Annotated in this window: 19 protein-coding genes and 1 pseudogene; 9 read left to right on the plus strand and 11 right to left on the minus strand. The window is 63.4% G+C overall.

Translation table 11 applies throughout. The features are described from left to right. Positions 1-1,769: 1,769 nt before the first annotated feature. A complete protein-coding gene (locus LY622_RS15745; protein WP_234291765.1) occupies positions 1,770-2,513 on the minus strand; it encodes a Crp/Fnr family transcriptional regulator in 744 nt (247 codons plus the stop codon). Between the two features lie 293 nt (positions 2,514-2,806). Here LY622_RS15745 and LY622_RS15750 point away from each other — a divergent pair, with 293 nt between their 5' ends. The 3 genes from LY622_RS15750 (at position 2,807) to LY622_RS15760 (ending at position 6,641) form a co-directional block, all read left to right on the plus strand. Continuing rightward, entirely contained in the window at positions 2,807-4,006 is a 1,200-nt protein-coding gene (locus LY622_RS15750) for a saccharopine dehydrogenase family protein (RefSeq protein WP_234291766.1), read from the plus strand. A 6-nt stretch (positions 4,007-4,012) separates the two neighbouring features. Continuing rightward, positions 4,013-5,185 carry a carboxynorspermidine decarboxylase gene (gene nspC / locus LY622_RS15755; protein ID WP_234291767.1) on the plus strand — a complete coding sequence of 391 codons (1,173 nt, stop codon included), beginning with the start codon at positions 4,013-4,015 and terminating at the stop codon, positions 5,183-5,185. Between the two features lie 157 nt (positions 5,186-5,342). Next, complete coding sequence (locus LY622_RS15760) at positions 5,343-6,641, plus strand: aspartate kinase (RefSeq protein ID WP_234291768.1); 1,299 nt, start codon at positions 5,343-5,345, stop codon at positions 6,639-6,641. A 79-nt stretch (positions 6,642-6,720) separates the two neighbouring features. On the opposite strand, the gene LY622_RS15765 is transcribed toward LY622_RS15760, so the two are convergent. The 8 genes from LY622_RS15765 to LY622_RS15800 all read right to left on the minus strand — a co-directional run bounded on the left by LY622_RS15765 (position 6,721) and on the right by LY622_RS15800 (position 17,279). Then, a complete protein-coding gene (locus LY622_RS15765; RefSeq protein ID WP_234291769.1) occupies positions 6,721-7,851 on the minus strand; it encodes a Gfo/Idh/MocA family protein in 1,131 nt (376 codons plus the stop codon). Positions 7,852-7,927: 76 nt separating this feature from the next. After that, a complete protein-coding gene (locus tag LY622_RS15770) occupies positions 7,928-9,430 on the minus strand; it encodes a CoA-acylating methylmalonate-semialdehyde dehydrogenase (RefSeq protein WP_234291770.1) in 1,503 nt (500 codons plus the stop codon). A gap of 27 nt (positions 9,431-9,457) precedes the next feature. Beyond that, positions 9,458-10,357, minus strand: a complete 900-nt coding sequence (gene iolE / locus LY622_RS15775; RefSeq protein WP_234291771.1) for a myo-inosose-2 dehydratase — start codon at positions 10,355-10,357, stop codon at positions 9,458-9,460. 35 nt (positions 10,358-10,392) lie between these two features. Then, positions 10,393-12,243, minus strand: coding sequence for a 3D-(3,5/4)-trihydroxycyclohexane-1,2-dione acylhydrolase (decyclizing) (iolD, locus tag LY622_RS15780; RefSeq protein WP_234291772.1), 1,851 nt, complete (start codon positions 12,241-12,243; stop codon positions 10,393-10,395). Between the two features lie 31 nt (positions 12,244-12,274). Next, the gene (locus LY622_RS15785) at positions 12,275-14,197 is read right to left on the minus strand and encodes a bifunctional 5-dehydro-2-deoxygluconokinase/5-dehydro-2-deoxyphosphogluconate aldolase (RefSeq protein WP_234291773.1); all 1,923 of its coding nucleotides are present in this window, start codon (positions 14,195-14,197) and stop codon (positions 12,275-12,277) included. A gap of 311 nt (positions 14,198-14,508) precedes the next feature. After that, positions 14,509-15,519 (minus strand): bifunctional inositol 2-dehydrogenase/D-chiro-inositol 1-dehydrogenase, encoded by a 1,011-nt coding sequence (gene iolG / locus LY622_RS15790; RefSeq protein WP_234291774.1) that lies wholly within the window; start codon positions 15,517-15,519, stop codon positions 14,509-14,511. Positions 15,520-15,531: 12 nt separating this feature from the next. Beyond that, complete coding sequence (locus tag LY622_RS15795; RefSeq protein ID WP_234291775.1) at positions 15,532-16,431, minus strand: sugar phosphate isomerase/epimerase family protein; 900 nt, start codon at positions 16,429-16,431, stop codon at positions 15,532-15,534. A gap of 23 nt (positions 16,432-16,454) precedes the next feature. Next, positions 16,455-17,279 carry a TIM barrel protein gene (locus LY622_RS15800; protein WP_234291776.1) on the minus strand — a complete coding sequence of 275 codons (825 nt, stop codon included), beginning with the start codon at positions 17,277-17,279 and terminating at the stop codon, positions 16,455-16,457. 352 nt (positions 17,280-17,631) lie between these two features. On the opposite strand from LY622_RS15800, the gene LY622_RS15805 reads away from it, so the two are divergent. The 5 genes from LY622_RS15805 (at position 17,632) to LY622_RS15825 (ending at position 23,221) form a co-directional block, all read left to right on the plus strand. After that, positions 17,632-18,495, plus strand: a complete 864-nt coding sequence (locus LY622_RS15805) for a MurR/RpiR family transcriptional regulator (protein WP_234291777.1) — start codon at positions 17,632-17,634, stop codon at positions 18,493-18,495. 66 nt (positions 18,496-18,561) lie between these two features. Beyond that, a complete protein-coding gene (gene iolB, locus LY622_RS15810; protein WP_234291778.1) occupies positions 18,562-19,365 on the plus strand; it encodes a 5-deoxy-glucuronate isomerase in 804 nt (267 codons plus the stop codon). Positions 19,366-19,625: 260 nt separating this feature from the next. Next, positions 19,626-20,543, plus strand: coding sequence for a sugar ABC transporter substrate-binding protein (locus LY622_RS15815; protein ID WP_234291779.1), 918 nt, complete (start codon positions 19,626-19,628; stop codon positions 20,541-20,543). Between the two features lie 54 nt (positions 20,544-20,597). Next, the gene (locus tag LY622_RS15820; protein ID WP_234291780.1) at positions 20,598-22,154 is read left to right on the plus strand and encodes a sugar ABC transporter ATP-binding protein; all 1,557 of its coding nucleotides are present in this window, start codon (positions 20,598-20,600) and stop codon (positions 22,152-22,154) included. Positions 22,155-22,192: 38 nt separating this feature from the next. Continuing rightward, the gene (locus tag LY622_RS15825; RefSeq protein ID WP_234279300.1) at positions 22,193-23,221 is read left to right on the plus strand and encodes an ABC transporter permease; all 1,029 of its coding nucleotides are present in this window, start codon (positions 22,193-22,195) and stop codon (positions 23,219-23,221) included. Between the two features lie 56 nt (positions 23,222-23,277). On the opposite strand, the pseudogene LY622_RS15830 reads toward LY622_RS15825, so the two are convergent. Continuing rightward, positions 23,278-23,683 (minus strand): annotated as a pseudogene (locus LY622_RS15830) (TSUP family transporter). Positions 23,684-23,816: 133 nt separating this feature from the next. Beyond that, complete coding sequence (gap, locus tag LY622_RS15835; protein WP_234291781.1) at positions 23,817-24,839, minus strand: type I glyceraldehyde-3-phosphate dehydrogenase; 1,023 nt, start codon at positions 24,837-24,839, stop codon at positions 23,817-23,819. A gap of 283 nt (positions 24,840-25,122) precedes the next feature. Here gap and pyk point away from each other — a divergent pair. After that, the coding region (gene pyk / locus LY622_RS15840; protein WP_234291782.1) for a pyruvate kinase at positions 25,123-26,369 on the plus strand (1,247 nt) is incomplete at its 3' end.

Here is a 26,369-nt window from a genome sequence, read left to right on the forward strand (position 1 = left end):
TGGCTCTGCACCGATCGGAGCTGAAGTCTCTGAATCGCGAGATGACAGGAGCACTCGCACAAGCCCCAGTAACGTTCGCTCCCGAGTGGCTTTTTTCAGGTGGCGTGATCCCCGGCGCCCAGCCGGGGTGGCATTGAAGCGGCCTGTACCTAGACCAGCGCCGCCGCTGGCACGAGGTGATCCCCGGCGTTCTGCTGGGGTGGCATTGAAGAAAAGAGATGCGGATGACCAAGAAATTTCGCGACGCAGTGATCCCCGGCGTTGAGCTGGGGTGGCATTGAAGCTTGATGGCGATGTTGCTGACCGAAGACTCGCCCAAGGGTGATCCCCGGTGCTCAGCCGGGGTGGCATTGAAGCAGCGGATCGACCCACGCTCACTTAGGTGCAATCCAGTCGTAATCCCCGGCATTCAGTTGGGGCGGCATTGAAGCAGCGGGATCAGGCCGTAGAGCTCCTTGGCGACGTAAAGTGCTCCCCGGCGACCATTCAGCTGGGGTGGCATTGAAGCCAGTTGTAGGCCTCTTCCAAGCGATTAATCTGAGCCGTGATCCCTGGCGTTAGGCCGGGGTGGCATTCAAGCTCGTGAGGCCGCGCCGGGTTCTGGCGCTTTATATCCTGTGATCCCTGGCATTCAGTCGGGGTACCGTTGAAGCACGTTGCCGCGCACCTGCAGGCGGAACTGGAAGTCGCTGTGATCCCCGGCGTTAGGCCGGGGTGGTATTGAAGCGTCTTGACGATGGTGATGCCAGCCACACGGATGACGTTGTGATCCCCGGCGTTCCGCCGGGGTGGCATTGAAGCAGCTGGAATTCCCCGTTGGGTGTGATCTTGACCCAGGTGATCCCCGGCGATCAGCTGGGGTGGCATTGAAGCACCAACCCGACGCCGATCAGTCAGCCGCGCTACCCCAGGTGTTCCCCGGCGTTCAGCCGGGATGGCATTGAAGCCGGATGCCGGTCAGCATGATGATGGCGGCTTAGGCCCTCGATCCCCGGCGTTAAGCTGGAGTGGCATTGAAGCGGGATGTTGTCGATCTCGAAGGTACCGGCTGTGGCGAAGTGCTCCTAGGCGCTCGGCCGGGGTGGGATTGAAGCTTCATGGCGTCAGTGACCGACTTCTTGGGAGCCTCGTGTGATCCCCGGCATTCAGCCGGGGTGACATTGAAGCAAGGCGGCCTGGAACCGCACCACCATTCAGCGGGGCTGTGATCCCCGGCGTTCGGCCGGGGTGGCATTGAAGCATGCCGGTGCCGACCAGGTTGGAGACGTACTTCTCTTGTGATCCCCGGCGCTTAGCCGGGGTAGTATTGGAGCGGGGTGCGGTTGTTGTCCAGGTCGATGTACAGGCGATGATCCCCGGCGTTCTGCCGAGGTGGCATCGAAGCGCGTTGTCGGTGCCGACTTCGGTCAGGAATACGCCGTGATCCCCAGCGCCTAGCTGGGGTGGCGTTGAAGCGGCATCGTTCCGTGGGCGAAGAAGCTCGAGCGCACCGGTAATCCCTGGCGCCCAGCCGGGGTGGTATTGGATAGCCTCTGATCAAGCCCTTGGGGAGAGTAGAGGCTCCCCAAGGGGGCACATTTGGGGGCACCACGTAACAAAAAAATAATAATTTCACTTAAATATCAAACGATTATTCCGACTTTTCATTAGACGCCTCCACCAATTAGCTAAACGAATCAAGCACCTACGGGTGCTTTTTTCGTTTCCAAACACTGAGTTGAGTGAGTGCCTTTGCCTTGGGAAGGCCTTGGCCCTGAGGGCCTGGAGAGTCAATCAATCCCCAGAAAGGCGGGAGGCAGGGATTCGTCGAGGTAGGTGGCGTTGAACTCGGCCATCTTCGCCAGGGCCTCGGGGTCGGGAAAGAACACCTCTTGCCGCTCCTTCAACACCAGGCCCTCTTCGCGAAGCATGGAGAAGGTCCGGCTCACGTGGACGGCGCTCAGGCCCAGCACATCGCCCAGCTGCTCCTGGGACAGCGGCAGCTGAAACCTCCCCTCCTCGACCGCGCCGATCCTGCGCAGGCGGAGGTAGATTTCATAGAGAAAGTGCCCCAGGCGCTGTTGAGCGGTGTGGCGGCCGATGTAGACCAGCCGCTCGGTGAGCATGGCCTGCTGGCGAACGGCAATGGCGACCACCCCGGTCGCCAGGGTCGGCGACGCGCGAATCAGCTGGCTCAGGTGCTGAGGGGAGAACGGGCAGACCACCCCCGCGTTGATCATCGCCACCCCGGCCAGCCGCTTGGAGAAGCCGAAATCGCGCATGCCGATGATGTCACCGGGCAGGTAGACCTTGAGGATCTGCATGGAGCCGTTGTCGAGATAGCGGAAGGAGTAGGCCCACCCCTCTTTGAGAACACAGAACAGCGCCACATCCGAACCCTCTTGCCAGAGGATTTCCCCGGCAACCACTCGCCTGGAACTATGCTCCAGCTCGATCAGAAGCGCCTCATCGGCTTCCGAAAGCGCACCGTGCCGCTTAAGCTGCTGAATTACAACGCTATTAAGTAGGGTCACAGCCACTCCGGCGGGCTCAGTTAGATGGATAGCATTCTAACCAAGAGCTTAAGTAGCACTTCATAACATAGGTTATGGGCCGCTCTCGCCCTGCCGAATGAAGCGAACTCCCCCCTGCTTTGGTCGAGTATTCGCCATGAAAATTGCTTGATACCGAGGGCCCGGCGCGCCATCATCGCGCCCAGCGCGTGAGCGAGACCGGGGTGGCATCGGGTCCGGGCAAATCAGGTTGGCCCCCGTTCCGATAAGACCCTATATTTGAAAGACATTTCCTGACCTGGATTCGAGAGCCAATGAGCAAAGTCCTGATTATCGGCGCCGGTGGCGTCGGTGGCGTGGTTACCCACAAGTGTGCACAGCATCCCGAGGTCTTCTCGGAGATCTGCCTGGCCAGTCGCAATGAAGACAAGTGTCGCGCCATAGCGGCCCAGCTGGATCGCCAGATCCAGACCGCCCAGGTGGACGCCGACAACGTCGAGGCACTGGTTGCCCTGATCGAGTCGTTCAAGCCCGACTTGCTGATCCATGTGGCGTTGCCCTATCAGGACCTGACCATCATGGAGGCGTGCCTCAAGACCGGCGTGCCCTACCTGGACACCGCCAACTACGAGCACCCGGACGAGGCCAAGTTCGAGTACAAGGAGCAGTGGGCCTTCCAGGAGCGCTACGCCAAGGCCGGCGTCATGGCCACCCTGGGCTGCGGCTTCGACCCGGGCATGACCAACATCTACTGCGCCTACGCCCAGAAGAACCTGTTCGACGAGATCCACCAGATCGACATCCTGGACGCCAACGGCGGCGATCACGGCTACCCGTTCGCTACCAACTTCAATCCCGAGATCAACATTCGCGAGATCACCGCGAATGGCCGCTACTGGGAAAAGGGTGAGTGGGTGGAGACCCCGCCGCTGGCCGAGAAGCGCACGTTCGACTTCGACGGCATCGGTGAGAAGGACATCTACCTGCTTTACCACGAGGAGCTCGAGTCGCTCAGCCAGAACATCAAGGGGCTGGAGCGGATTCGCTTCTGGATGACCTTCTCAGAGAAATACATCACCCACCTCAAGGTGCTCGAGAACGTCGGCATGACCAGCATCGAGCCGATCGAGGTAAACGGCTGCGAGATCTCACCGCTGCAGTTCCTCAAGGCGGTGCTGCCCGACCCAGCCTCGCTCGGCCCACGCACCAAGGGCAAGACCAACATCGGCATCATTGCCGACGGCATCAAGGACGGCAAGCGGCGCAAGGTGCATATCTACAACATCTGCGACCACGAGGCCTGCTACCGGGAGGTTCAGTCCCAGGCGATCTCCTATACCACCGGCGTGCCCGCCGTCACCGGCGCCATGCTGATGCTGGAAGGCATCTGGAAGGGTGCTGGCGTGTTCAACGTCGAGCAGCTGGACCCGGATCCCTTCATGGAGCGCATCGGCGAGATGGGCCTGCCGTGGCAGGTGGTCGAGCTCGACCCCGAAGCCGACCCGCTGGCCTGATCGCGCATGGCATCGCAGAACATGGAAACGCCGGTCTATCCCTTTGACGTTCAGGCCTGCCCGTCGCCCGCCTACGTGGTCGACGACGCCCTGCTACGCAAGAACCTGGTCCTGCTCAAGCAGGTCCAGGAGGCGAGCGGTGCGCGTATCCTGCTGGCCCTGAAGGGCTTCGCCATGTGGGATACCTTCGCCATGGCCCGGGAGTACCTGGTGGGCACCACCGCCAGCGGCCAGGACGAAGCACGGCTGGGTGCGGAGACCTTCGGCGGCGAGGTGCACTGCTACTCGCCGGCCTTTACCGAGGAGGAGATGGAGGTGGTGCTGCGCTATGCCGACCACATCAGCTTCAACTCCCCCACCCAGTGGCGGCGCTTCCGCGACACCGTCGCGGCCGCACCACGCCGGATCTCCTGCGGCATGCGCGTCAACCCGGAGCACTCCACCGGCGCGGTACCGCTCTACGATCCCTGCGCCCCGGGCTCACGCCTCGGCACCCGGGCCGCGGACCTGTCGCCTGCGGATCTCCAAGGCCTCGAGGGGTTGCACTTCCACACCCTTTGCGAGCAGAACAGCGACGCCCTGGAGGAGACCCTGGCCGCCTTCGAGGCCAAGTTCGGCCAGCACCTGGCAAGCCTTGCGTGGGTCAACTTCGGCGGCGGACACCATATCACCCGCGAGGACTACGACGTCGAACGGCTGGTGCGGGTGATCCGCGACTTCAAGGCACGCCATCCGCACCTGACGGTCTACCTGGAACCCGGCGAGGCCATCGCGCTCAACACCGGCTACCTGGTCTGCTCGGTACTGGATATCGTCGAGAATGACGGCCCCATCGCTATCCTCGACACCTCCGCCACCGCACACATGCCAGACGTGCTGGAGATGCCCTACCGGCCGCAGATCATCGGTGCCGGCGAGTCCGGCGAGAAGGCCCACACCTATCGCCTGGGCGGCCTGACGTGTCTCGCCGGCGATGTCATCGGCGACTACAGCTTCGATGCGCCGCTGGCCATCGGCGACCGTCTGGTGTTCACCGACATGGCCCACTACACCATGGTGAAGACCACCACCTTCAACGGCATGCGCCTGCCCTCGATCTGCCGCATTGACGAAACAAGCCGCGAGATACGCACGGTCAAGACCTTCGGTTATGAGGACTACAAGCAGCGCCTGAGCTAGGCCCCTTCATGGGTTCCACTCACCGCGTAGCAGGCACCTTCGGGTGCCTGTTGCGTTTCTGCACCGCCGCTTTCCTCCTCGCCCCACCCCTCTTTTCCCCTGCTACGCTTTCACGCATGGTAAGGAGCCCGATATCACCAGCCAGGGAGAGCCAGCGATGACCACCGTTTTCAAGTTCGGCGGCGCCTCGATCAAGGATGCCGATGCCATACGCCACCTGACGCCCCTCATCGAGGCCCACAGGGAGCGGCCACTGGTGGTAGTGATCTCCGCCATGGGCAAGACGACCAATGCCCTCGAGGCACTGCTGGCCGACGCCCGTGACGACAGCGGCGGCGATGGCTATCAGGAGCGGCTCGCGTCGCTCAAGGCCAGCCATCGGGAGGTGGCAGACGCGCTCTTCGGTGGCGAAGCCGACCCGCTGAAGGCGCGCCTCGACACCCTGTTCGACGAGCTGGACGAACAGCACCGGCGCCATCGCGACAGCCCCTACCCGGAGCACTACGACCAGACGGTCTGCTATGGGGAGCTGCTATCCACCACCCTGGTTGCCGAGTGGCTGAACCGCCAGGGCGTGAAAACGGAGTGGCTCGATGCCCGCGAGCTGATCATCACCGACGGCCAGCACCAGGACGCCAATCTGGACTGGTCAGCCACCACGGATGCCATCCGCAAACGAGCGGGGGGTGACGGTCGAGTGCTGCTGACCCAGGGCTTCATCGGCGGCACCCCTGGTGGCGCCTCCACTACCCTCGGCCGGGAAGGCTCGGATTTCAGCGCGGCCATCTTCGCCCACTGCCTCGATGCCGCGGAGGTGGTGATCTGGAAGGACGTGCCGGGGCTGTTCAACGCCGACCCCCGGCGCTTCGACAACGCCGTGCAGCTGAAACGGCTCTCCTACGCCGAGACCATCGAACTCGCCTGGCACGGGGCCAAGGTCATCCACCCCAAGACCCTGGGGCCGCTGAAGCAAAAGAGCATTCCGCTGACGGTACGCTCCTTCGAGACACCGGAGGCGCCCCCCAGCGTCATCGACGCGGATACCCGGCACGATGCCGAGCACCCCTCCTGCATCCTGCGCGACGACCAGGTTTTGCTCGAGGTGAAGCCGAAGGACTTCTCCTTCATGGACGAGCCGCGCCAGCACGACATCCTCGGCCGACTGGTGGAGGCCGGCGCTCATGCCAATCTGATCGACGGTAGCGCCATGCAGCTCACGCTCTGCTGCGACAACAAGCCCGAGCGACTGGAGCCGCTGATCGACTCGCTGAACGCCGACTATGCGCTCGAGCGACAGGAAGGCCTGACGCTGCTCACCGTGCGGCACCCCAGCGAATCACTGCTGGAGCGGCTCAGCGAAGGGCGCGAAATCCTTGCCGAGCGGCGAAACGCCACGACCACCCAGCGGCTGTTCCGCACCGACGAGTGCCCGGAGACCTGGCATCTTCCCGGCTGAGCGAGGCTCGGAAGAGTCGATTGTCTCGAGGGGAGACGGAGGGTGGAAAAGTCCACACCACAAAGGAAGCGACCCGCCCTCATATCCCCTCGACCCGTACCCACCGCCCTTCAGCATGGGAACGCTCAATGGCCTCGATCATACGGTTGACCCGCCAGGCTTCACGGAAATCGGGATAGAGCGGCTTGCCCCCCACGATTCCCTCCACCAGGTCGCGGATCTCGATGATCTTCTGGTCGTTGTAGCCCAGCCCATGGCCAGGAGCGGGGCTGAAGGCACCGTAGTCGGTGTGCTCGGGTCCCATCAACAGAGTGCTGAAACCGCGCCGCGCCTTGGACCCCTCGTGCTTGTAGAGCTGCAGCTCGCTCATGCGCTCCTGGTCGAAGAGGATCGAGCCCTTGGTGCCGGTAAGGGTGTAGGCCAGCCCCATCTTGCGCCCGGTTGCTACTCGGGAAGTCTCGATGTTGCCGATCAGGCCTCTGTCGAAACGCAGCAGCGCCTGAGCCTGGTCATCATTCTCCACCTCCCCCACACCGCCGCCGTCGGGTAGGGGGCGCAGAGGAATCACCGTCTGCAACTGGCCGAACACCTCGCTGACGCGCTGGCCGGCCAGGTACTCCGCCATGTTGAGGATATGCGAGCCCACGTCACCCAAGGCCCCAGCACCGGCGGTGGCCCGCTGGGCATGCCAGTCCAGCGGCTTGCTGGGATCAGTCATGTAGTCCTCGTTGTGGCGACCGCGGAAGTGGATGAGTTCGCCGATTTCGCCGCTGGCGACGATCTCCCTCGCCAGTTGGGATGCCGGATTGCGAATGTAGTTGAAACCCACCAGGGTCTTCACCCCGGCTTTTTCTGCCGCTTCGACCATCTCCTGGGCATCGGTGGCAGAGAGCGCCAGCGGTTTCTCGGTATAGACGTGCTTTCCTGCGGCGATGGCGGCCAGCGCCATCTCCTTGTGCAGGAAGTTGGGTGCGCAGATATCGACGACATCGATATCGGGATCGTCCACCAGCACCCGCCAGTCACCGGTGGCACGCGCGAAGCCTAGCTCGCGGGCCTTGCGCGCGGCCAACTCGTCATTCACCTCAGCCAGCAGCTCGCAGACTGGCTGGGCAGGGAGAGAGAAGACGATGGGGGCGGCCCGCAGGGCAATGGCATGAGCCTTGCCCATATAGCCGGTGCCGATCAAGCCAATCTTGAGAGTCTGCATCCTGATGGTCCTCGTGCTGATCCAACTGCGCCGGGCCCAAGAGCCCGGCGCATGAGGAATAACGCATTGGATGACGTTAATGGGTCGGCATGGTGAAGTGATTGGTCTCTTCGCGAATACCGCTGGGCCAGCGCTGGGTGATGGTCTTCATGCGGGTGTTGAAGCGCACACCGTCGGGGCCGTGCATGTGCAGCGGGCCGAACAGCGAGCGCTTCCAGCCACCGAAGCTGTGGAAGGCCATGGGCACCGGGATCGGCACGTTGACGCCGACCATGCCCACCTGGATCTGCTCGCAGAACTGGCGGGCGGCGTCGCCGTCGCGGGTGAAGATGGCGGTGCCGTTGCCATACTCGTGACCGTTGATCATGGCCACCGCCTCATCGAAGCTCGCCGCCCGAGCGATGGCCAGTACCGGACCAAAGATCTCCTCGCGGTGGATGCGCATGCCCGGCTTCACGTGATCGAACAGGCTGCCACCAAGGAAATAACCGTCACCGGCATCTTCGATGCGCGCTTCACGACCGTCCACCACCAGCTCGGCACCCTCATCCACACCGGTCTGGATATAACCGCGAACCTTTTCCAGGTGCTCACGGGTGACCAGCGGGCCCATGTCGTTGTCCGGGCCATCTACCAGCCCAGGGCCGACGCGCAGCTTGGCCAGCTCAGCCACCAGCTTCTCGCGCAGTCGACTCGCGGTCTCCTCACCCACCGGCACGGCCACAGAGATCGCCATGCAGCGCTCGCCAGCGGAGCCATAGGCGGCCCCCATCAGCGCGCCGACGGCCTGGTCCAGGTCGGCATCGGGCATGATCACCATGTGATTCTTGGCCCCGCCCAAGGCCTGAACCCGCTTGCCATGGGCGGACGCAGTAGCATAGATGTACTCGGCGATGGGCGTGGAGCCGACGAAGCTCACCGCCTGAACGCGCTCGTCGGTTAGCAGCACGTCCACCGACTCCTTGTCGCCGTTGACTACGTTGAGGACGCCGTCCGGCAGGCCAGCCTCGGTGAGCAGCTCGGCCAGGCGCATGGTCGTGGAGGGATCCTTCTCGGAGGGCTTCATGACGAAGGTGTTGCCGCAGGCCAGCGCGATGGGGAACATCCACATCGGTACCATGGCCGGGAAGTTGAACGGCGAGATACCGGCGCAGACACCCAGCGGCTGCATCATCGAGTAGCTGTCCACCCCGGTACCCACGTTCAGGGAGTGCTCACCCTTCTGCAGGTGCGGAATACCGCAGGCGAACTCGACCACTTCCAGGCCACGGGTCACCTCGCCCTTGGCGTCGGAGAACACCTTGCCATGCTCCTGGGAGATCAGTCGCGCAAGCTCGTCGGCGTGCTCCTCGACCAGCGCCTTGAACTTGAACAGGATGCGCGCGCGCTTGAGCGGGCTGACCTTCGCCCAGCCGGCAAACGCCTCGTGGGCGATACGCACCGCTTCACGGGTTTCGTCGGCCGATGCCAGGGCCACATCAGCGCTCTGCTCGCCGGTGGCAGGGTTGTAGACCGGCGCGGTGCGGTCGCTACGGCTGGCCACGGCCTGGCCATTGATATAGTTGCCCAGAATGCTCATGAAGAAAGTTCCTATCGTGTTCGTGGATTACTCGACGACCGTCAGGCCGGCCTCGGCACAGAAGCGCTTGAGGTTATCGCAGCCCAGGCGCGCATAGGTCAGCGGATGGGCCACGGCGGGGTCCTGCTCGGCCTCGACCACCACCCAGCCCGTGTAGTCGCTCGCCTTGAGGCCCTGGAAGAGCGGTACATAGTCGATATAGCCATCACCCGGCACGGTGAACATGCCGTTCAGCACGCCGTCCAGGAAGCTGAGATCGCGGTTGCGGACATCCGCCAGCACCTCCTCGCGAATATCCTTGCAATGCACATGCACGATGCGGTCGGCGTACTTGCGCTGAGCGACGACGGGGTCGCCGCCGGCGCCAACGAGGTGCCCCGTGTCGAGCAGCAGGCCAACGGAGGAACGGGTTTCCTCCATCAGCCGCTCGATCTCGCCCGGCGTCTCGATCACCGTGCCCAGGTGGTGGTGATAGGCGATCTGCACACCTTGCTCGAGGCAGTAGTCGGCCACCTGGTTCAGGCGCGGGATCAAGGTCTGCCACCCCTCCTCGCTCAGGCGCGGCGAGTGGGAAAGCGGAGTCTCACGCTCGCCATGAATGCAGTGGGTCACTTCGCAGAACACCATGGCCTTGGCGCCCAGCGACTTGAGCAGGTGGAGGTGGGGCTTGAGCGCCTCGATCTCCTCCTCGGCACTGCGGGTCAAGAGCTCGCCGCTGTACCAGCCGGAGACCAGGGAGAGGCCGTGGTTGTCCAGGATGGGCCCTAAAATCGCCGGGTCGCGGGGGAACTTATGGCCCAGCTCAAAGCCGGAGAAGCCGGCCTGCTTGCCCTCGGAGAGGCAGGTCTCCAGCGGGGTATCACCGCCCAGCGACGGCATATCGTCGTTGGTCCAGGTCAGAGGGTTGATGCCCAGTCTTACGGTCATGGTGGACTCCTGATATGGGTCGTTGTGATCGAGATTTAGAGGTTTTTTAATTGGCGAGCCTTGTAGGCCACATAGCGTTTGCGGGCCTCCTTGACCTCGGGGCGCTCCGAGACCTCGGGCACGGCCACGTCCCACCAGGCGCCGCCGTCCTGGGTATCGGCAAGAGCATCGGTGTCGATGGCGATCACATAGCTGATGTCAGAGGCCTTGGCACGCTCGAGGGCGGCTTCCAGCTCCTGGATATTGCCCACCTGCTCGCTGCGGGCCCCAAGCGATGCGGCGTGGGCGGCGAAGTCGGTCTTAGGCGCGCCGCCCTCTACGGTAAGGCAGTCGTCGAGCAGGTTGTTGAAACCGGGGCCGCCGCAGAACTGCTGCAGGCGGTGGATGCAGCCGTAGCCGCGGTTGTCGAGTACCACGGCGATGATCTTGTGGCCCAGCATCACCGAGGTGGCGAGCTCCGAGTTGAGCATCAGGTAGGAGCCATCGCCGACCATGACGAAGACCTCGGAGTCAGGCATCGCCATCTTGGCTCCCAGGCCGCCGGCCAGCTCGTAGCCCATACAGGAGTAGCCGTACTCCATGTGGTAGCCGCGATCGAAGCGGGTGCGCCACAGCTTCTGCAGCTCGCCGGGCAAGCCGCCGGCGGCACACACCACGATGTCGCGCTCGCCTGCGGCGCGGTTCACCGCCCCCACCACCTCGGCGTCGCAGGGCAGGTTGGTGCCGCGGTCGGCGGTGACCCGCTCCACGATCTGGTTCCAGTCGGAGCGCAGCTCGGCGGCCTGCTCGATCCAGGCACCCTCGGGCCGCCAGCCGTCGAGGCCGACGGTGAGCTCCGGCAGGGTCAGCTTGGCATCCCCCACCAGTGCCTGGCCCTTGTGCTTGATCGCATCGAAGGCGGCCACGTTGACGCTCAGGAGCTTGGCCTCGGGATTGATCAGGGCCCGGGAGCCCGAAGCGAAGTCGCCCAGGCGGGTACCCACAGCGATGATCAGGTCGGCCTCGGCAGCCAGGGCGTTGGCCGCGGCGCCGCCGGTGACGCCGATGGTGCCCAGGTTCTGCTCGTGGTCCCAGGGCAGCGCCCCCTTGCCGGCCTGGGTCTCGCCCACCGGCAGGTGGTAGGCGGAGACGAAGGCGTCGAACTCGGCGAGGGCGCCCGCGTAGTGGGCGCCGCCCCCGGCGATCACCAGCGGCTTCTTCGCCTGACGGATCAAGGCAATGGCATCCTCGAGCTCATGGCGGTCGGCGGCCTGGCGACGCGGCCGGTGAACCTTGTCAGCGAAGAAGTGCGCCGGGTAATCGTAGGCGAAGGTTTGGATGTCCTGGGGCAGCGCCAGGGTGACCGGGCCACACTCCACCGGGTCGATGAGCACCCGCACCGCCTGGGGCAGCGAGGTGAGCAGCTGCTCGGGGCGGGTGATGCGGTCGAAGAAACGGCTTACCGGCTTGAAGCAGTCGTTGGAGGTCAGGGTGTGGTCGTGAAAGTTCTCCACCTGCTGCAGCACCGGGTCAGGCATGCGAGTGGCGAAGATATCCCCCGGCAGGAACAGCACTGGCAGGCGGTTGACGTGAGCCACCGCCGCGGCAGTGACCATGTTGGTGGAGCCCGGCCCCGCCGAGGCGGTGCAGGCCATCACCTGGCGGCGGTTCAGCGTCTTGGCGTAGGCGATGGCAGCATGGGCCATGCCCTGCTCGTTGTGGGCCCGATAGGTGGGCAACGTCTCGCGGGCCTGGTACAGAGCCTCGCCGAGGCCGGCCACGTTGCCGTGGCCGAAGATCGCCCAGACCCCAGGGAACAGCGGCTTGATCTCCCCGTCGAGTTCGACCTTCTGGGCCAACATGTAGCGGACGACGGCCTGGGCCATGGTGAGTCGAATGGTCTTCATGGTCTTTTACCCTTGATAGATGTCCAGAGGGTCAGGCAGCGGCACACTGCCGCGCCTGCCAGGTTTCCACCAGCCCAAGATAGTTGGCCTTCACGGCCTCGATCAGCTGCTCGTCGTCATAGTCGCCGCGCAGCCACTTGCGGCTCGGTTCGCCGAAGATGGTCCGTCCCACCGCAAAGCCCCTGCAGACCTCCGCGCCGGCGCTGTCCAGGATGCCCTGCTTGAGTTCCTCAGCCGGCGCATCCAGGCCCAGCATGACGACGCCGCGACAGTGGGGGGAGCGTACAGTCAGCAGGTTGCCGATCCGCTGCCAGGCTGCCGGTGTTTGGGGCGGCAGCTTCCACCAGTCGGGCTGCACCCCCAAGTTGTAGATGCGCTGCATGGTGTTGAGGTAGGTGTCGTCATCGCTGACCATGTCGCGCGGTGGAATGATCTCCAGCAACAGCTCGTGACCCGAGGCACAGCAGGCCCGATAGAGCTCGAGCACCTGACGCTCCTGAGCGCGGCGCAGCTCAACCTGGTCCTCTGGATGGTAGAACACCAGGCACTTGACGATATGCTCGCGCGGCCAGTTCTTGAGGCGTGACCCGATGCTGCGGCCGCCCTCCAACTCGATGGGCCTGGAGCTCGGCAGCTCCACCGGGCGACCGATCCACCAGCCTCGGCCTGTGACGTCATTGAGGGCATCCTGACCGTAGGTGTCGTCGATCAGCACCCCCACCTGGCTCGCGCCTAGCTGCTGGCTGCCACGCTCGGTGGCCTGGACCAGCAGCTGCTTGAGGATATTGATGCGCGCCGGGTCGGCGCCAGCCTCGCGGGCCATGTCGAAGAGCTGCTTGCGGTGATCAAAGGCCAGGATGCACAAGTCCTTCCATTCGGTGGCGGTGCGCTGGGTAGTGACCCGATGTAGGTAGTTGAGCCGCTCGTCCAGGTCCGGACGCGGGATCGACTCGGCGCGGGACAGGTAGTCGTCAAGCTCCTCGGCGCTGGGGATCGCCGGCGCGCAGCCGTGGCGAGACACTACCAGGGCACCACAGGCGTTTGCGTAGGCGCAGCTCTGGGCATGGGGCTCGCCCTGTAGCCAGCCACGCAGGAAGCCGCTCATGAAAGCGTCGCCGGCCCCCAGCACGTTGAGCACGTCAACCCGTACGCCGGTATGCACCTCGAAGTCGTCCTCACTGCCGGGGATCGCTCCATCGAGCACGGTACAGCCTTGGGCGCCGAGCTTGAGCACGATAGTGGCATCGGTGAGCCTGCGGATCGTCTTCAGGGCCGTAATGGTATCGGTACTACCACCGGCAATATGCACCTCCTCCTCGGTACCCACCACCAGATCCAGGTCGGGCAGGATGGTCTGCAGGTGACGGCTGACGCCCTCGTCGGAGATAAAGCGGGTCTCACCATCGCCCAAGGTAGTCAGGCCCCACAGTACCGGCCGGTAATCGATATCTAGAATCACCTTGGTGCCGGCGGCCTTGGCGTATTCGATGGCGGTCTTGCTCGCCTGGTAGGTCTGCTCGGTTGAGAAGTGGGTGCCAGTGATCAGCAGCGCCCGGCTGGAAGCGATGAACTCGGGGGCGAAGTCGGCTGCATCAATCGCCATGTCAGCGCAATCCTGACGGTAGAAGATCAACGGGAAGGTGTCCCGATCCTTGATGCCCAGGATCACCAGGCCAGTGAGACGCTCGGAATCGGTACGCACATGGCTGGTGTCGACGCCTGCACGGGCCAACTCCTCGCGTACGAAGCGTCCCATGTGCTCATCGCCTACCCGGGTCAACATGGCGGATTTCAGCCCCATTCGCGCGGCGCCATAGGCGATGTTGGCAGACGAACCGCCGAGGTACTTGGCGAAGCCGCTCATATCCTCCAGGCGACTTCCGATCTGCTCGCCGTAGAAGTCGACGGCGGCACGCCCCAGGCAGATCAGATCCAGTGTCTTGGTATCTTTCATGGGCTCGCATCCTACGCTTGGCCAGTTCCGAGCTTGTCGTTGGTGTATATGGCTCGGCCGGTCGATTGATGGTGGGTCGGTGTCGAAACCGGTCTATGTATTCCACATACACCAAGTTTAGAACGAAAATTCCATTCAATCAATAATTGGAAAAGATGATTCGTTCTTCTTTAGTCGCAGCCCTGTGGCCAAAACCCCAACGATTGGCATGGCGGATAGAGGCAGGCGACCGTCCCGTCGAACTGGAAATAGCACAGCCCCAAGCCCTGGTGGGCCCGGGGCTGCTAACCCTCTCGCATTGGCAGGGGCGATCAGTCGTAAAAAGCTGGCCGCTCAGGCATCTCGATAGGTTCGATGCTGCCGCTTTCCTGAGCTCTCACGCAGATATCACCAGCGATGGCCGCCGCATAGCCGTCCCAGGATGAGGGCCCGCCGATCTCACCGTTCGCCACACTGTCGATGAAGGCCTGAAGCTCCACATCGAAGGCCTCGCTGAACCGCTTCTTCCAATCCTGAAGGATCTCGTTGCTTAGCTGGCCAGCCTGGCGGAACTGCAGGCTCTGTGGCTCGGGCAGGCGCGCGATACCCTCCTCTCCAACCACGTCGCACTGAATGTCATAGCCGTAGCGGCAGTTGACGAACACCTCGACATCGATACGCACCCCCTTGACCGTCTCCAGCATCACGATCTGCGGATCGGCGACCTGGCTGTGGGCATGGCGGGTCTTGCGCGGGAAGACCACCTGGGCGCTCCGGTAGTCGTCATCGAGCAGCCAGCGGAAGGTATCCAGCTCGTGGATCAGAGTGTCGTGGATCGCCATGGGGGTGATGTAGCGCTCCGGCACCTCGGGGTTGCGGTGGGCGGCATGGATCATCAGCGGCTCGCCCAACCGCTTGCCTTCGATGGCGTCCTTCATCATTCGATAGCCGCTGTCGTATCGGCGCATGAAGCCTACCTGTACCCGGCGCTTGCCGGCCTCGACCTCTGCATCGATGATATTGCGGCAGCCTTCGGCCGTAGTCGCCAGGGGCTTCTCGCAGAACACATACTTACCAGCAGCGATGGCCGCCAGCACATACTCCTCGTGGGTCGGCCCCCAGGAGGTAACCAGCACGGCATCCACGTCGTCGGCCTGGATCAGTTGATGGCCATCCTCATAGACATGGGCGTCGAGCCCCAAGCGGTCGACCACGGCGCGCGCCTGGTCCAGGTTGACGTCGGTGACGGCGACGATCTCGCCGCCGGTGAGTTGCTGGGTGATGCGGCGGGCGTGCTCCTCGCCGATCATCCCGGTGCCGATAACTCCGATTCTAACGATCATGATGTGGTCCTTTTACTGGTTCCAGTACTTGTCGACATAACGCTGGATCTCCTGGCGCATGAAGCGCGAGGAGTCCACGGCCCGCTCTTCCCAGCCGAAGACGCAGCTGGAAAGCACCCCATCGAAACCGATCTCGTGGAGGGTCTTGAAGAAGACCTCCCAGTCGATCTCGCCCTGACCGATGTCCAGGTGCTGATGGACCCGGGCGGTGGAGCCCGGCGGGTTGACGATGTAGCGCAGCTCGGATGAGGCCTTGTGGTTGAAGGTATCGGCGACCCGGGTATGCACCAGCTCGCCCTGGGTGGCGCGAATGGTCTCGGCCAAGTCATCTCCGTAATAGAAGCTGTGCGGGGCAATATAGGAGCACTTCACCGCCGACGAGTTGATGGTCTTGATGATCTCCACCGCCGGCGCCATGGTCTCGATCCAGTCCTCCGGATGCGGCTCGACGCTCAGGGTCAGGCCCTCGCGCTCGAGCATCGGCACCAGCACATCCATGGAGCGCCAGAAGGCGTTCTCGCAGGCCTCAGGCGTGTGGCGACCTTCCCGGTCGGCCATGGAACGCTCCACGGAGCCGCCGCGGCCGAACTCGGAGATCAGCGTGTCACACTCCAGCTCCACGGCCACCTCGATGATGCGCTTCCAGTTGTCCATGGCCATTTCCCATTCGTCCCGGTAGGGGCTGGACCAGCGATACATGGGCTGCATGGTGGCCAGACCCACATCGTGCTCGCGCATGGCACGCTTGAAGGATTGTACGGCGGCCGGATAGGTGCGCGGACGGGTCCACCAGACCATGAAGTCCGGGCGCGGCGACAGCTCGATATAGTCGTAGCCCAGCTCCTTGGTCAGGCGACAAATCTCTGGCAGCGACAGATGGCGGTGCATATGCGGGTCGAGAGCGATCTTCATGGGTCGTCCTCCGATCGGCCGGCTCAGGCCAGCCTCTTGCTGACGAAGTCCATGCTGGCTCTCAGTGCCGCGACAGGATCCTCGAGAGCGTGGACTTCCTCGGCAAATGGCTCGAAGGAAACGTAACCCTCGTAGCCGTCCTTCAGCAGGCGACGGAGCTGACCAACGTTGTCGAGTCGATCGCGCTCGCCGACCAGCAAGCGATGAGGGTCGAGCATGTCCTCGAAAACGAGTTCGGGATCCTCCATGCCGGAGATATGCACCAGCCCGGTGCGCTCAGCGAAGAAGGCGGTCTCGCCGGCACCCTGATGGTGGAAGGTGTCGTGGACCAGGCCGAAGCGCCGCTCCAGGCCTAGCGCCTCGACCGCTGACACCGCCTCGGCCTTGGTGCGCAGTGAGGAAATCGGAAAACCCAGGGGCTCGACGAAGCCCTGCAGGTCGTAGCGCCCCAGGATGACATCCAGCTCGGTCAGCGCCTGTTCCAGGCCCGCGCGCTTCTCTTCGTCACTGGCAGTATGATCGGCATCCACCAGCGGGCAGAGCACCAGGCCACACCCACCCGCGGCATCCACCATCTGAGCCAGCTCTTGTGCCTTGGCCGCACGCTCAGCGTTCCAGATATTGAAGGGATAGAGCGCATTGATACTGAGCACTTCGATGCCCAGCTCCCGGGCACGCTGCCCGGCAGCCCTCGCGGTAGCGAGGTCGAGGATGCTGTTTTCACCCACGTCGTTGCGCAGTTCCACGGCACCCAGCCCCATCTCGGCAGCGATCTCGATCAGCTGCTGCGGTGTCCAGCGGGGGCAGACCATATGGTTGAGGGCAAACTTGATGTCATGTTGAGCCATGGCGGCCTCCAGCTAATTGATTCTTGTCGTCCGCCTGAAGGCTAGAATAACCATTCCATTAAATCAACAAACTGAACATTCCATTTCAAACAGGCACCACACCTCGCCTCGCCTCACAGCATGTGACATCAAGGTGTTAGCGTTGCCATCCGGAAGAGAGGTCCCCTGCTCCTACGACCAAAGATGCAGGGCGCTGCCGGGGCACGTCGCCAGAACACGATGAGACAATTGCCAGAGCCGACGTTCTATACTATCGTTCTAATGGAATTTTTATTCTCATAATGCTAGGGTGCCAGGAGGTCGACAAGACGCGACACCCGAACGCTGGCCAGTCTTCAGCAAGGCGGACACCATGAATGAGACACCCCAGGACTTCACCGCGCTGGAAGCGCGCATCACAACCGACTATCCGTCGCTGAGCCGTCGACTGCAGCAGACGGCACGTTACCTCCTCGACCACCCTCAGGAGGTAGCCTTCGCCACGGTGGCCAAGCTGGCCGATCAGGCCGGGGTCACTCCCTCGACCCTGATCCGCTTCGCCAACAGCTTCGGCTTCAAGGGCTTCTCGGAAATGCAACAGCTGTTCCGTGCTCGTCTGGTGGACGAGTTGCCCAACTACACCGAGCGGATTCGCGCCGTACGCACCGCCACCGGCGAGACACCCGACAGCAGCCAGCTTCTCTGGGAGTTCGCCGAGGCCAACCGGGAGGTGCTGGAACAGCTGCCGGGGCGCACCGACCTGCACAGCCTGGAACGCGCGCTGGATATCTTCGAGAAGGCGGAAATCGTGCATGTCATGGGCGCCCGACGCAGCTTCGTGGTCGCCAGCTACATGGCTTACGCCCTGCAGCACGTCGACAAACGCACGCACCTGGTCAGTGGACTCGGCGGCATGCACCTCGAGCAGCTCAAGTCCATGGGCGCCCGGGATGCCCTGATGGTGGTGAGCTTCTCACCCTATGCCCAGGAATCCCGTGACGCCGCGGAAGAGGCGTCCAGGCGAGACATACCCCTGGTGGTCATCACCGACTCCAGCCTGAGCCCGCTGGCCCGCCTGGCCGATGTCGCAATGGTGGTGCATGAGGCGGAGGTCAAGAGCTTCCGTGGCCTGACCGCCTCGCTCTGTCTGACCCAGACCCTGGCCATCGCCCTGGGTGTCCGCCAGGACAAGGCCCGGGACGAGGTCGGCCAGGTAGACTCCCCTGCGGCGCATTGAGTCAGCCCTATGGCCACCGAACAACACCCCATCGTTAACTGACAACCTCTTCAGGAGGGCATGCCCATGAACTCACTTCTCGTTCGCCCCCACGAGCCCGATGCTCAAGGCAAAGTCCTGGAAGTCACCCCGGAATCCGCCGGCTGGGAGCATGTCGGCTTCCGGGTCCACAAGCTGGCCAGTGGCCAGCGCCTCGAGGCCAACACCGGGGACCGAGAACATTGCCTGGTGCTGCTCTCGGGGCGCGCTACCGTGACCAGCGGTGAGCATTGCTGGGAGGAGATCGGTGAGCGGATGGACATCTTCGAGAAAATCCCACCCTATTCCGTCTACCTGCCCAAGGGTGTGAGCTTTACCGTGGAGGCCAGCACCGACCTCGAACTGGCGGTCTGCAGTGCACCCGGCCATGGGAACCATGCGCCTCGCTTGATCACGCCCGAGCAGGTCAAGTGCAACACTCGAGGCAGCGGCACCAATACTCGCCATATTCAGGACATCCTGCCGGAAGCCGAGCCGGCGGACAGCCTGCTGGTGGTGGAGGTGTATACGCCTGCCGGGAACTGGTCGAGCTACCCGCCGCACAAGCATGACGTGGACAACCTCCCCGAGGAGTCGGTTCTCGAGGAAACTTACTACCACCGGATCAACCCCTCTCAGGGCTTCGCTTTTCAGCGGGTCTACACGGATGATCGCACCCTGGACGAGACCATGGCGGTGGAGAACGGCTGTTGCGTGATGGTACCCCGTGGCTACCATCCGGTGGGTGCCGCCCACGGCTACGACCTCTACTATCTCAATGTGATGGCCGGCCCCAAGCGTGCCTGGAAGTTCCAGAACGATCCGGCCCACGAGTGGATCGTCAAGCAGTAAGGGGGCACTGCAACTCCAGACTCTCTGCAGCCCTGACGTCTCTTTGCCCCGCTTATGGCGGGGTTTTTTTGTGCCGGGCGAGCACCTCAGGGCCGCAAGAAAGGGAATAAAAATTCCACATATACCAAAGTATAGAATAATTCTTTTGCAATTGGCCGCCATGGAATCTACATTCCAACAAAGGCTTCTCGTAGAATTAAGATGCCTTCCACCAGCGTCTGCTGGTAACAACCACAATGACACTCAATGGAGTCTGCCTCATGAAACGTCTACTGCTCGGCGCCGCTCTCTTCACCGCCTGCACCACCACGGCCATGGCCCAGTCCATCGGTGTCTCGGTGGCCTATTTCGACGACAACTTCCTGACCAGCATGCGTAACGCCATGCAGGCCGAGGCAGAAGCCCAGGGCTGGAACGTGCAGTTCCTGGATGCCCAGGGAGATATCGGCCGGCAGCTTAGCCATACCGAGAGTCTGGCCGCTCAAGGTGTCGACGCCATCATCATCAACCCGGTGGATACTGCGGCTACCGGCATGATGACTCGAGTTGCCGTCGAGCGTGGAGTTCCCCTCGTCTACGTGAACCGTGAGCCTGAGGGCAACGACCTCGACCATGACACCGTGGCCTTCGTAGGCTCCGAGCAGAAGGTTGCCGGTGAACTGCAGATGGAAGCGCTGGCCGAGATGCTCGGCGGCGAGGGCCGCATCTCCATCATGTTGGGGGAACTCTCCTCCAGCGCAACGCATCAGCGCACCGAAGGCGTCGAGGAGGTCGCTGCCAAGTACCCGGGTATCGAGATCATCGAGAAACAGCCCGCCGACTACCAGCGCACCGAAGCCATCGACCTGATGAACAACTGGATCGTCGGTGGCCAGCAGATCGATGCCATCGCCGCCAACAACGACGAGATGGCGCTGGGAGCCCTGATTGCCATGCGCCAGTCCGGGATCGGCGCCGACGAGATTCTAGTCGGCGGTATCGACGCGACCCGTGACGCCCTGGATTCCCTGCAGCGAGGCGAACTGTCGGTCACCGTATTCCAAGACCCAGTCGGTCAGGGTGGCGGCGCCGTCAAGGTGGCCATCGACCTGGCCAACGGAGAAGCCGTCGAGAGTATCAACCTGGTGCCCTTCCAGCTCGTGACTCGTGACAATCTCGATGACTTTCTCACCAACTGAGGCCATCGGCCCACTCCTGCGGGTGGGTCGAGCACTCCCATCAGGAGCTTTCCCATGGCTACGATGACCGCCGAAACCCTGACCTCAGAAAGCTGCGACGTGGAATACCTGCTTGAGGTCGTCGAGGCCCGCAAGACATTTCCCGGGGTCGTGGCACTCGACAACGTCCAGCTCAAGATTCGCCCCGGGAGTGTCCACGCCCTGATGGGCGAGAATGGAGCGGGCAAGTCAACTCTGATGAAAATCATTGCGGGGGTCTATATCCCCGATCAGGGCGAAGTGCGGCTACATGGTCGCCCGTTGACACTCAATGGCCCGCTGGACGCCCTGGAGGCCGGCATCGCCATGATCCATCAGGAACTCAACCTGATGCCGTACATGACCATCGCCGAGAACATCTGGATACGCCGTGAGCCACTCAATGTCTTCGGCATGGTCAATCACGGCAAAATGCACCAGATGACCGAGACCCTGTTTGAACGACTGGGCATCGACATGGACCCGGACATGGAGGTACGCCATCTCACCGTGGCCGGGCGCCAGATGGTCGAGATCGCCAAGGCGGTCTCCTACGAGTCAGATGTGCTGATCATGGATGAGCCCACATCGGCACTGACCGACCGAGAGGTGGAACACCTCTTCCGCATCATCAACGACCTGCGCGCCCAGGGTAAGGGCATCATCTATATCACCCACAAGATGGACGAGGTCTTTGAGATCGCCGACGACATCTCGGTGTTCCGAGACGGCCAGTTCATTCACGCCGCCCCCGCCAGCGAACTGACCTCAGACAAAATCATCCAGCTGATGGTGGGTCGTGAAGTGACGCAGATGTTCCCCAAGGAGGAGGTCCCCATCGGGGAGGTGGTACTTTCCGTCAAGGACCTGGCACTGGATGGGGTCTTCCAGCAGGTCAACTTCGAAGTGCGTGCTGGCGAGATCCTTGGCATCGCCGGGCTGGTCGGCTCGGGCCGCACCAACGTGGCCGAGACCCTGTTCGGCGTCACCCCGGCTACCAGCGGCACCATCGCCATCGACGGGCAGGAAACCATCATCACTTCCCCTCATCAGGCGATGCTGCGCGGCTTGGCGCTGCTCACCGAGGATCGCAAGGAGACCGGCCTGTTCCTGGGCCTTTCCGTCATCGAGAACATGGAGATGGCCGTTCTGCGTGACGGCTACACCAAAGGCCCCTTCGTCGAGCAGGGCCGCCTCGATCACGAATGCGACACCATGAACGAGTTGCTGCGAGTCAAGACCCCCAGCCTCGACGAGCGTATCGGCAACCTCTCCGGTGGCAATCAGCAGAAGGTGCTGATCGGCCGCTGGCTGATGACCCAGCCTCGCATCCTGATCCTCGACGAACCGACTCGCGGCATCGACGTGGGCGCCAAGGCAGAGATCCACAAGCTGATCAGCAAGCTCGCCGGCCAGGGCGTGGCCGTCATCATGATCTCCTCGGAGCTCCCCGAGGTCCTGGGCATGAGCGACCGCATCATGGTGATGCACGAGGGTAAGGCCACCGGCTTCCTGGATCGAGGAGAGGCCAACCAGGTGAACATCATGGAGCTCGCCTCTGCCCCGGTACAGCCCCCGGTCGCGCATGACTGAGCGCTGCCCGACACGAACAACACAAAGGTAGAACGACTATGGCTACGACCACCGAAAACACCCAGCACCTCGAGGTGCCCAAGAAGCGCAAGAAAAAGGTACCGACCGAAGTCAGCATCTTTCTGGTATTGATCGGTATCGCCCTGCTGTTCGAGATCCTTGGCTGGGCAATACGCGGCGACTCCTTCCTGATGAACCCCCGCCGCCTGCTGATCATGATCCTGCAGGTCTCGATCATCGGCATCATCGCCATCGGGGTCACCCAGGTGATCATCACCGGTGGCATCGACCTCTCCTCGGGCTCGGTCCTGGCCCTGACTGCCATTGTCACTGCCAGTTTCGCTCAGCAGTCTGACTATCTGCGTGCCGTCTACCCTGCCCTCACCGACCTTCCCTGGTTCATTCCCTTGATCGTCGGCCTCTTGGTCGGCGCCTTGGCAGGCCTGGTCAATGGCGCCCTGATCGCCTTCGCCGTCATCCCCCCCTTCATCGCCACCTTAGGCATGATGGTCAGCGCCCGCGGCATGGCCCGTGCCTACACCGATGGGCAACCCGTCAGCATGCTCAGCGACCAGTTCACCTGGATCGGCTCCGGGGCCAATCCGGTGATCATCTTTCTCGCTGTGGCCGTTTTCTTCCATATCGCTCTCAAGTACACCCGTTACGGCAAGTACACCTACGCCATCGGCGCCAACCCCCAGGCCGCCCGCGTCTCGGGCATCAACGTGAGGCGCCACCTGGTGATGGTCTACACCATTGCCGGGCTGCTCGCCGGCCTCGCGGGCGTTGTCGCCTCGGCACGCGCCGGTACCGGCCAGGCCGGCATGGGCCTGATGTACGAACTCGATGCGATTGCCGCCGCCGTCATCGGTGGCACCAGCTTGGCAGGTGGCGTAGGACGCATTGCGGGCACTGTGATCGGCGCCATGATCCTCGGCGTGATGCTCAGCGGCTTCACCTTCCTCGGCGTCGATGCCTACTATCAGGACATCGTCAAGGGCGCCATCATCGTCGCCGCCGTGGTGATCGACCAGTACCGCCAGCGCAAGCGCAACAAGACTACCTGAACCCGGGCTCCACCACCCACCGACATCGCCACGCCCATGGGCGTGGCGATGTCGTCTCACCCCAGCGCCTTGACCACCAGCTGCACCCCGACGATGACCATGGCGAAGATCACCAGCCGGTAGAAGAACACCTCGCTGACCCGGTGCTGTAGCCACAGGCCGCTGCGTACCCCGGCCCAGGCCACCGGCACCAGCAAGAGCGACGCCCAGGCGCTGGTGATATTGATCTCGCCGAGCCACAGGTAGGGACCGAGTTTCATCAGGTTCACCGCGGCGAAGGCGATGGCGCTGGTGGCAATGAAGGTCTGCTTGGCCAGCCGCCTCGATAGGGCCGATGGCCAGCGCCATCAGCGGCACCGAGAGGGTACCAAAACCGCCGGCGAAGCCACCCTTGGAGACGCCGGTGAGGTAGGTGGAGGCGGCGATCAGGGTCCAGGCGAGCCAGGAGTAGTCGGGCAGCATGACGCGTCCTTGCGGAAGAAGTGATCGGAGCGACACTCGGTACGGGCGGACCCAGGACGCGCGAACGCCGGAACGGTCTCCCGTTCCGGCGTTCGATCTCAGGCCATTTCGGCCCGCCGGTCAAGTCAGGCGATCAGGCCGCTTCGCGCTTGGCGTCACTCGCCGCCTGCATCGCCAGGGCGGTATCCAGCATGCGGTTGGAGAAGCCCCATTCGTTGTCATACCAGGCCATTACCTTGACCAGGCGACCGTTCACCCGGGTGTGGTTGGCGTCGAAGGTCGAGGAGTTAGGGTCGTGGTTGAAGTCGATGGAGACCAGCGGCTGGGCGTTGACCGCCAGCACCGGTGAGGCCTCCGCCGCCTTGGCGACGATGGCGTTGATCTCTTCCTTGGTGGTGTCACGGCCGGCGGTGAACACCAGGTCCACCAGCGAGACGTTGATCACCGGCACGCGCACCGCCAGGCCGTCGAACTTGCCGGCCAGCTCCGGCAGCACCAGGCCCACGGCGGCGGCGGCCCCGGTCTTGGTGGGGATCATCGAGTGGGTGGCGCTGCGGGCCCGGTAAGGGTCGCTGTGATAGACGTCGGAGAGGTTCTGGTCGTTGGTGTAGGCGTGCACCGTGGTCATCAGCCCGTTCTCGATGCCCACCGACTCGTTGAGCGCCTGGGCGATCGGCGCCAGGCAGTTGGTGGTGCAGGAGGCGTTGGAGACCACCTTGTGCTCGGGCTTGAGCACGCCCTCGTTGACGCCGAAGACGATGGTGGCATCGGCATCCGGGCTCGGCGCCGAGATCAGCACCCGCTCGGCGCCGGCTTCCAGGTGCTTGCCGGCGGCCTCGCGCTTGGTAAACAGGCCGGTGCACTCCATCACCAGGTCGACCCCAAGAGCCTTCCAGGGCAGGGCCGACGGATCACGCTCAGACAGGATCGCGATGCGATCCCCGTCCACGGTGAGGCTCTCCTCGTCGTGCTCCACGGAAAACGGAAAATGACCATGCACGGTGTCGTGGCGCAGCAGGTGGGCGTTGAGGGCCGGCGCCCCCAGGTCGTTGATGGCGACCACCTGAACACGATTGCGGTAGCCGTTTTCGTAGAGCGCGCGCAGCACGTTCCGGCCAATGCGACCGAAACCGTTGATAGCGATCTTGAGTGTCATGGCATCCTCCTCCCGGGAGTGGGTAGTAATTTTTCAATGTGGTGCAATTATCGCTGAGTCTCAAGTTTTTTTGGTAATATTACAACATTTTTTGCGCTTCTTCCTATCGGTCCGATCTCATCCTGCCACAGCATATGCATATTTCACTGGTGCCTACCTGGTGATTCATCGACCATAGGGGAGCTGAGATGAAGCAGAAATCTGTAGTAATATTACGTCCTCGCCGCTAAGGTAGTGACATTCCAGGCAATCACCCGGCCGCCGCCATCAGGAGGACTCTTCCATGCCCCACAGCCAACCTCGCTCCCCCCTTCGCCGCACCAAGATCGTCGCCACCCTGGGGCCGGCCAGCGACCGCGACGGCGTGCTGGAAGCGATGATCGAGGCCGGCGTCGACGTGGTGCGCCTCAACTTCTCCCACGGTTCGCCGGACGACCACCGCCGCCGCCTCGAGCGGGTGCGCGAGATCGCCGCCCGCCTGGGTAGGGCGGTGGCCGCCCTGGGCGACCTGCAGGGCCCCAAGATCCGCATCGCCCGCTTCAAGGATGGGCCGGTGACGCTGGAGGAGGGGCAGTCCTTCCTGCTCGACATGGCGCTGGACTCCGATGCCGGTGACGTGACCCGGGTTGGCTGCGACTACAAGACCCTGGCCGACGACGTCGCCCCCGGCGATCGGCTGCTGCTCGACGACGGTCGACTGGTGCTGCATGTGAACCGGGTGGCCGACCACCTGATCCACACCAGCGTGGTGGTGGGCGGCAAGCTCTCCAACAACAAGGGCATCAACAAGGAGGGCGGTGGCCTCTCGGCCCCGGCGCTCACCGACAAGGACCGCGCCGACCTCAAGACCGCCATCGACATCGGCGTCGACTACCTGGCGGTCTCGTTCCCGCGCAGCGCCGCCGACATGCAGGAAGCGCGGGAGCTGTTGGGCGAGGCGGGCAAGGAGATCGGCCTGGTGGCCAAGCTCGAGCGCGCCGAGGCGGTGGCCGACGCGGCGACGCTCGACGGGATCATCGAGGCCTCCGAGGCGGTGATGGTGGCCCGCGGCGACCTGGGGGTGGAGATCGGCGACGCCGAGCTGATCGGCATGCAGAAGCGCATCATCAAGCGCGCCCGCACCCTGAACCGGGCGGTGATCACGGCAACCCAGATGATGGAGTCGATGATCACCTCGCCGCTGCCCACCCGGGCCGAGGTGTTCGACGTGGCCAACGCGGTGCTCGACGGCACCGACGCGGTGATGCTCTCCGCCGAGACCGCCGCCGGGGACTTCCCGGTGGAGACCATCGCGGCGATCAACCGCGTCTGCCTCGGCGCCGAGCGCGAGAGGATCGCCCAGGAGTCGGGGCATCGTATCCACGAGGGCTTCTCGCGGATCGACGAGACCATCGCCCTGTCGGCGATGTACGCCGCCAACCACCTGCAGGGCGTGGCGGCCATCGCCTGCATGACCTCCACCGGCTACACGCCGCTGATCGCCTCGCGCATCCGCTCGGGCCTGCCCATCGTCGGCCTGGCCCACAGCCC

The organism is Halomonas alkalisoli (assembly GCF_021412585.1).
GTDB lineage: Bacteria > Pseudomonadota > Gammaproteobacteria > Pseudomonadales > Halomonadaceae > Halomonas > Halomonas alkalisoli.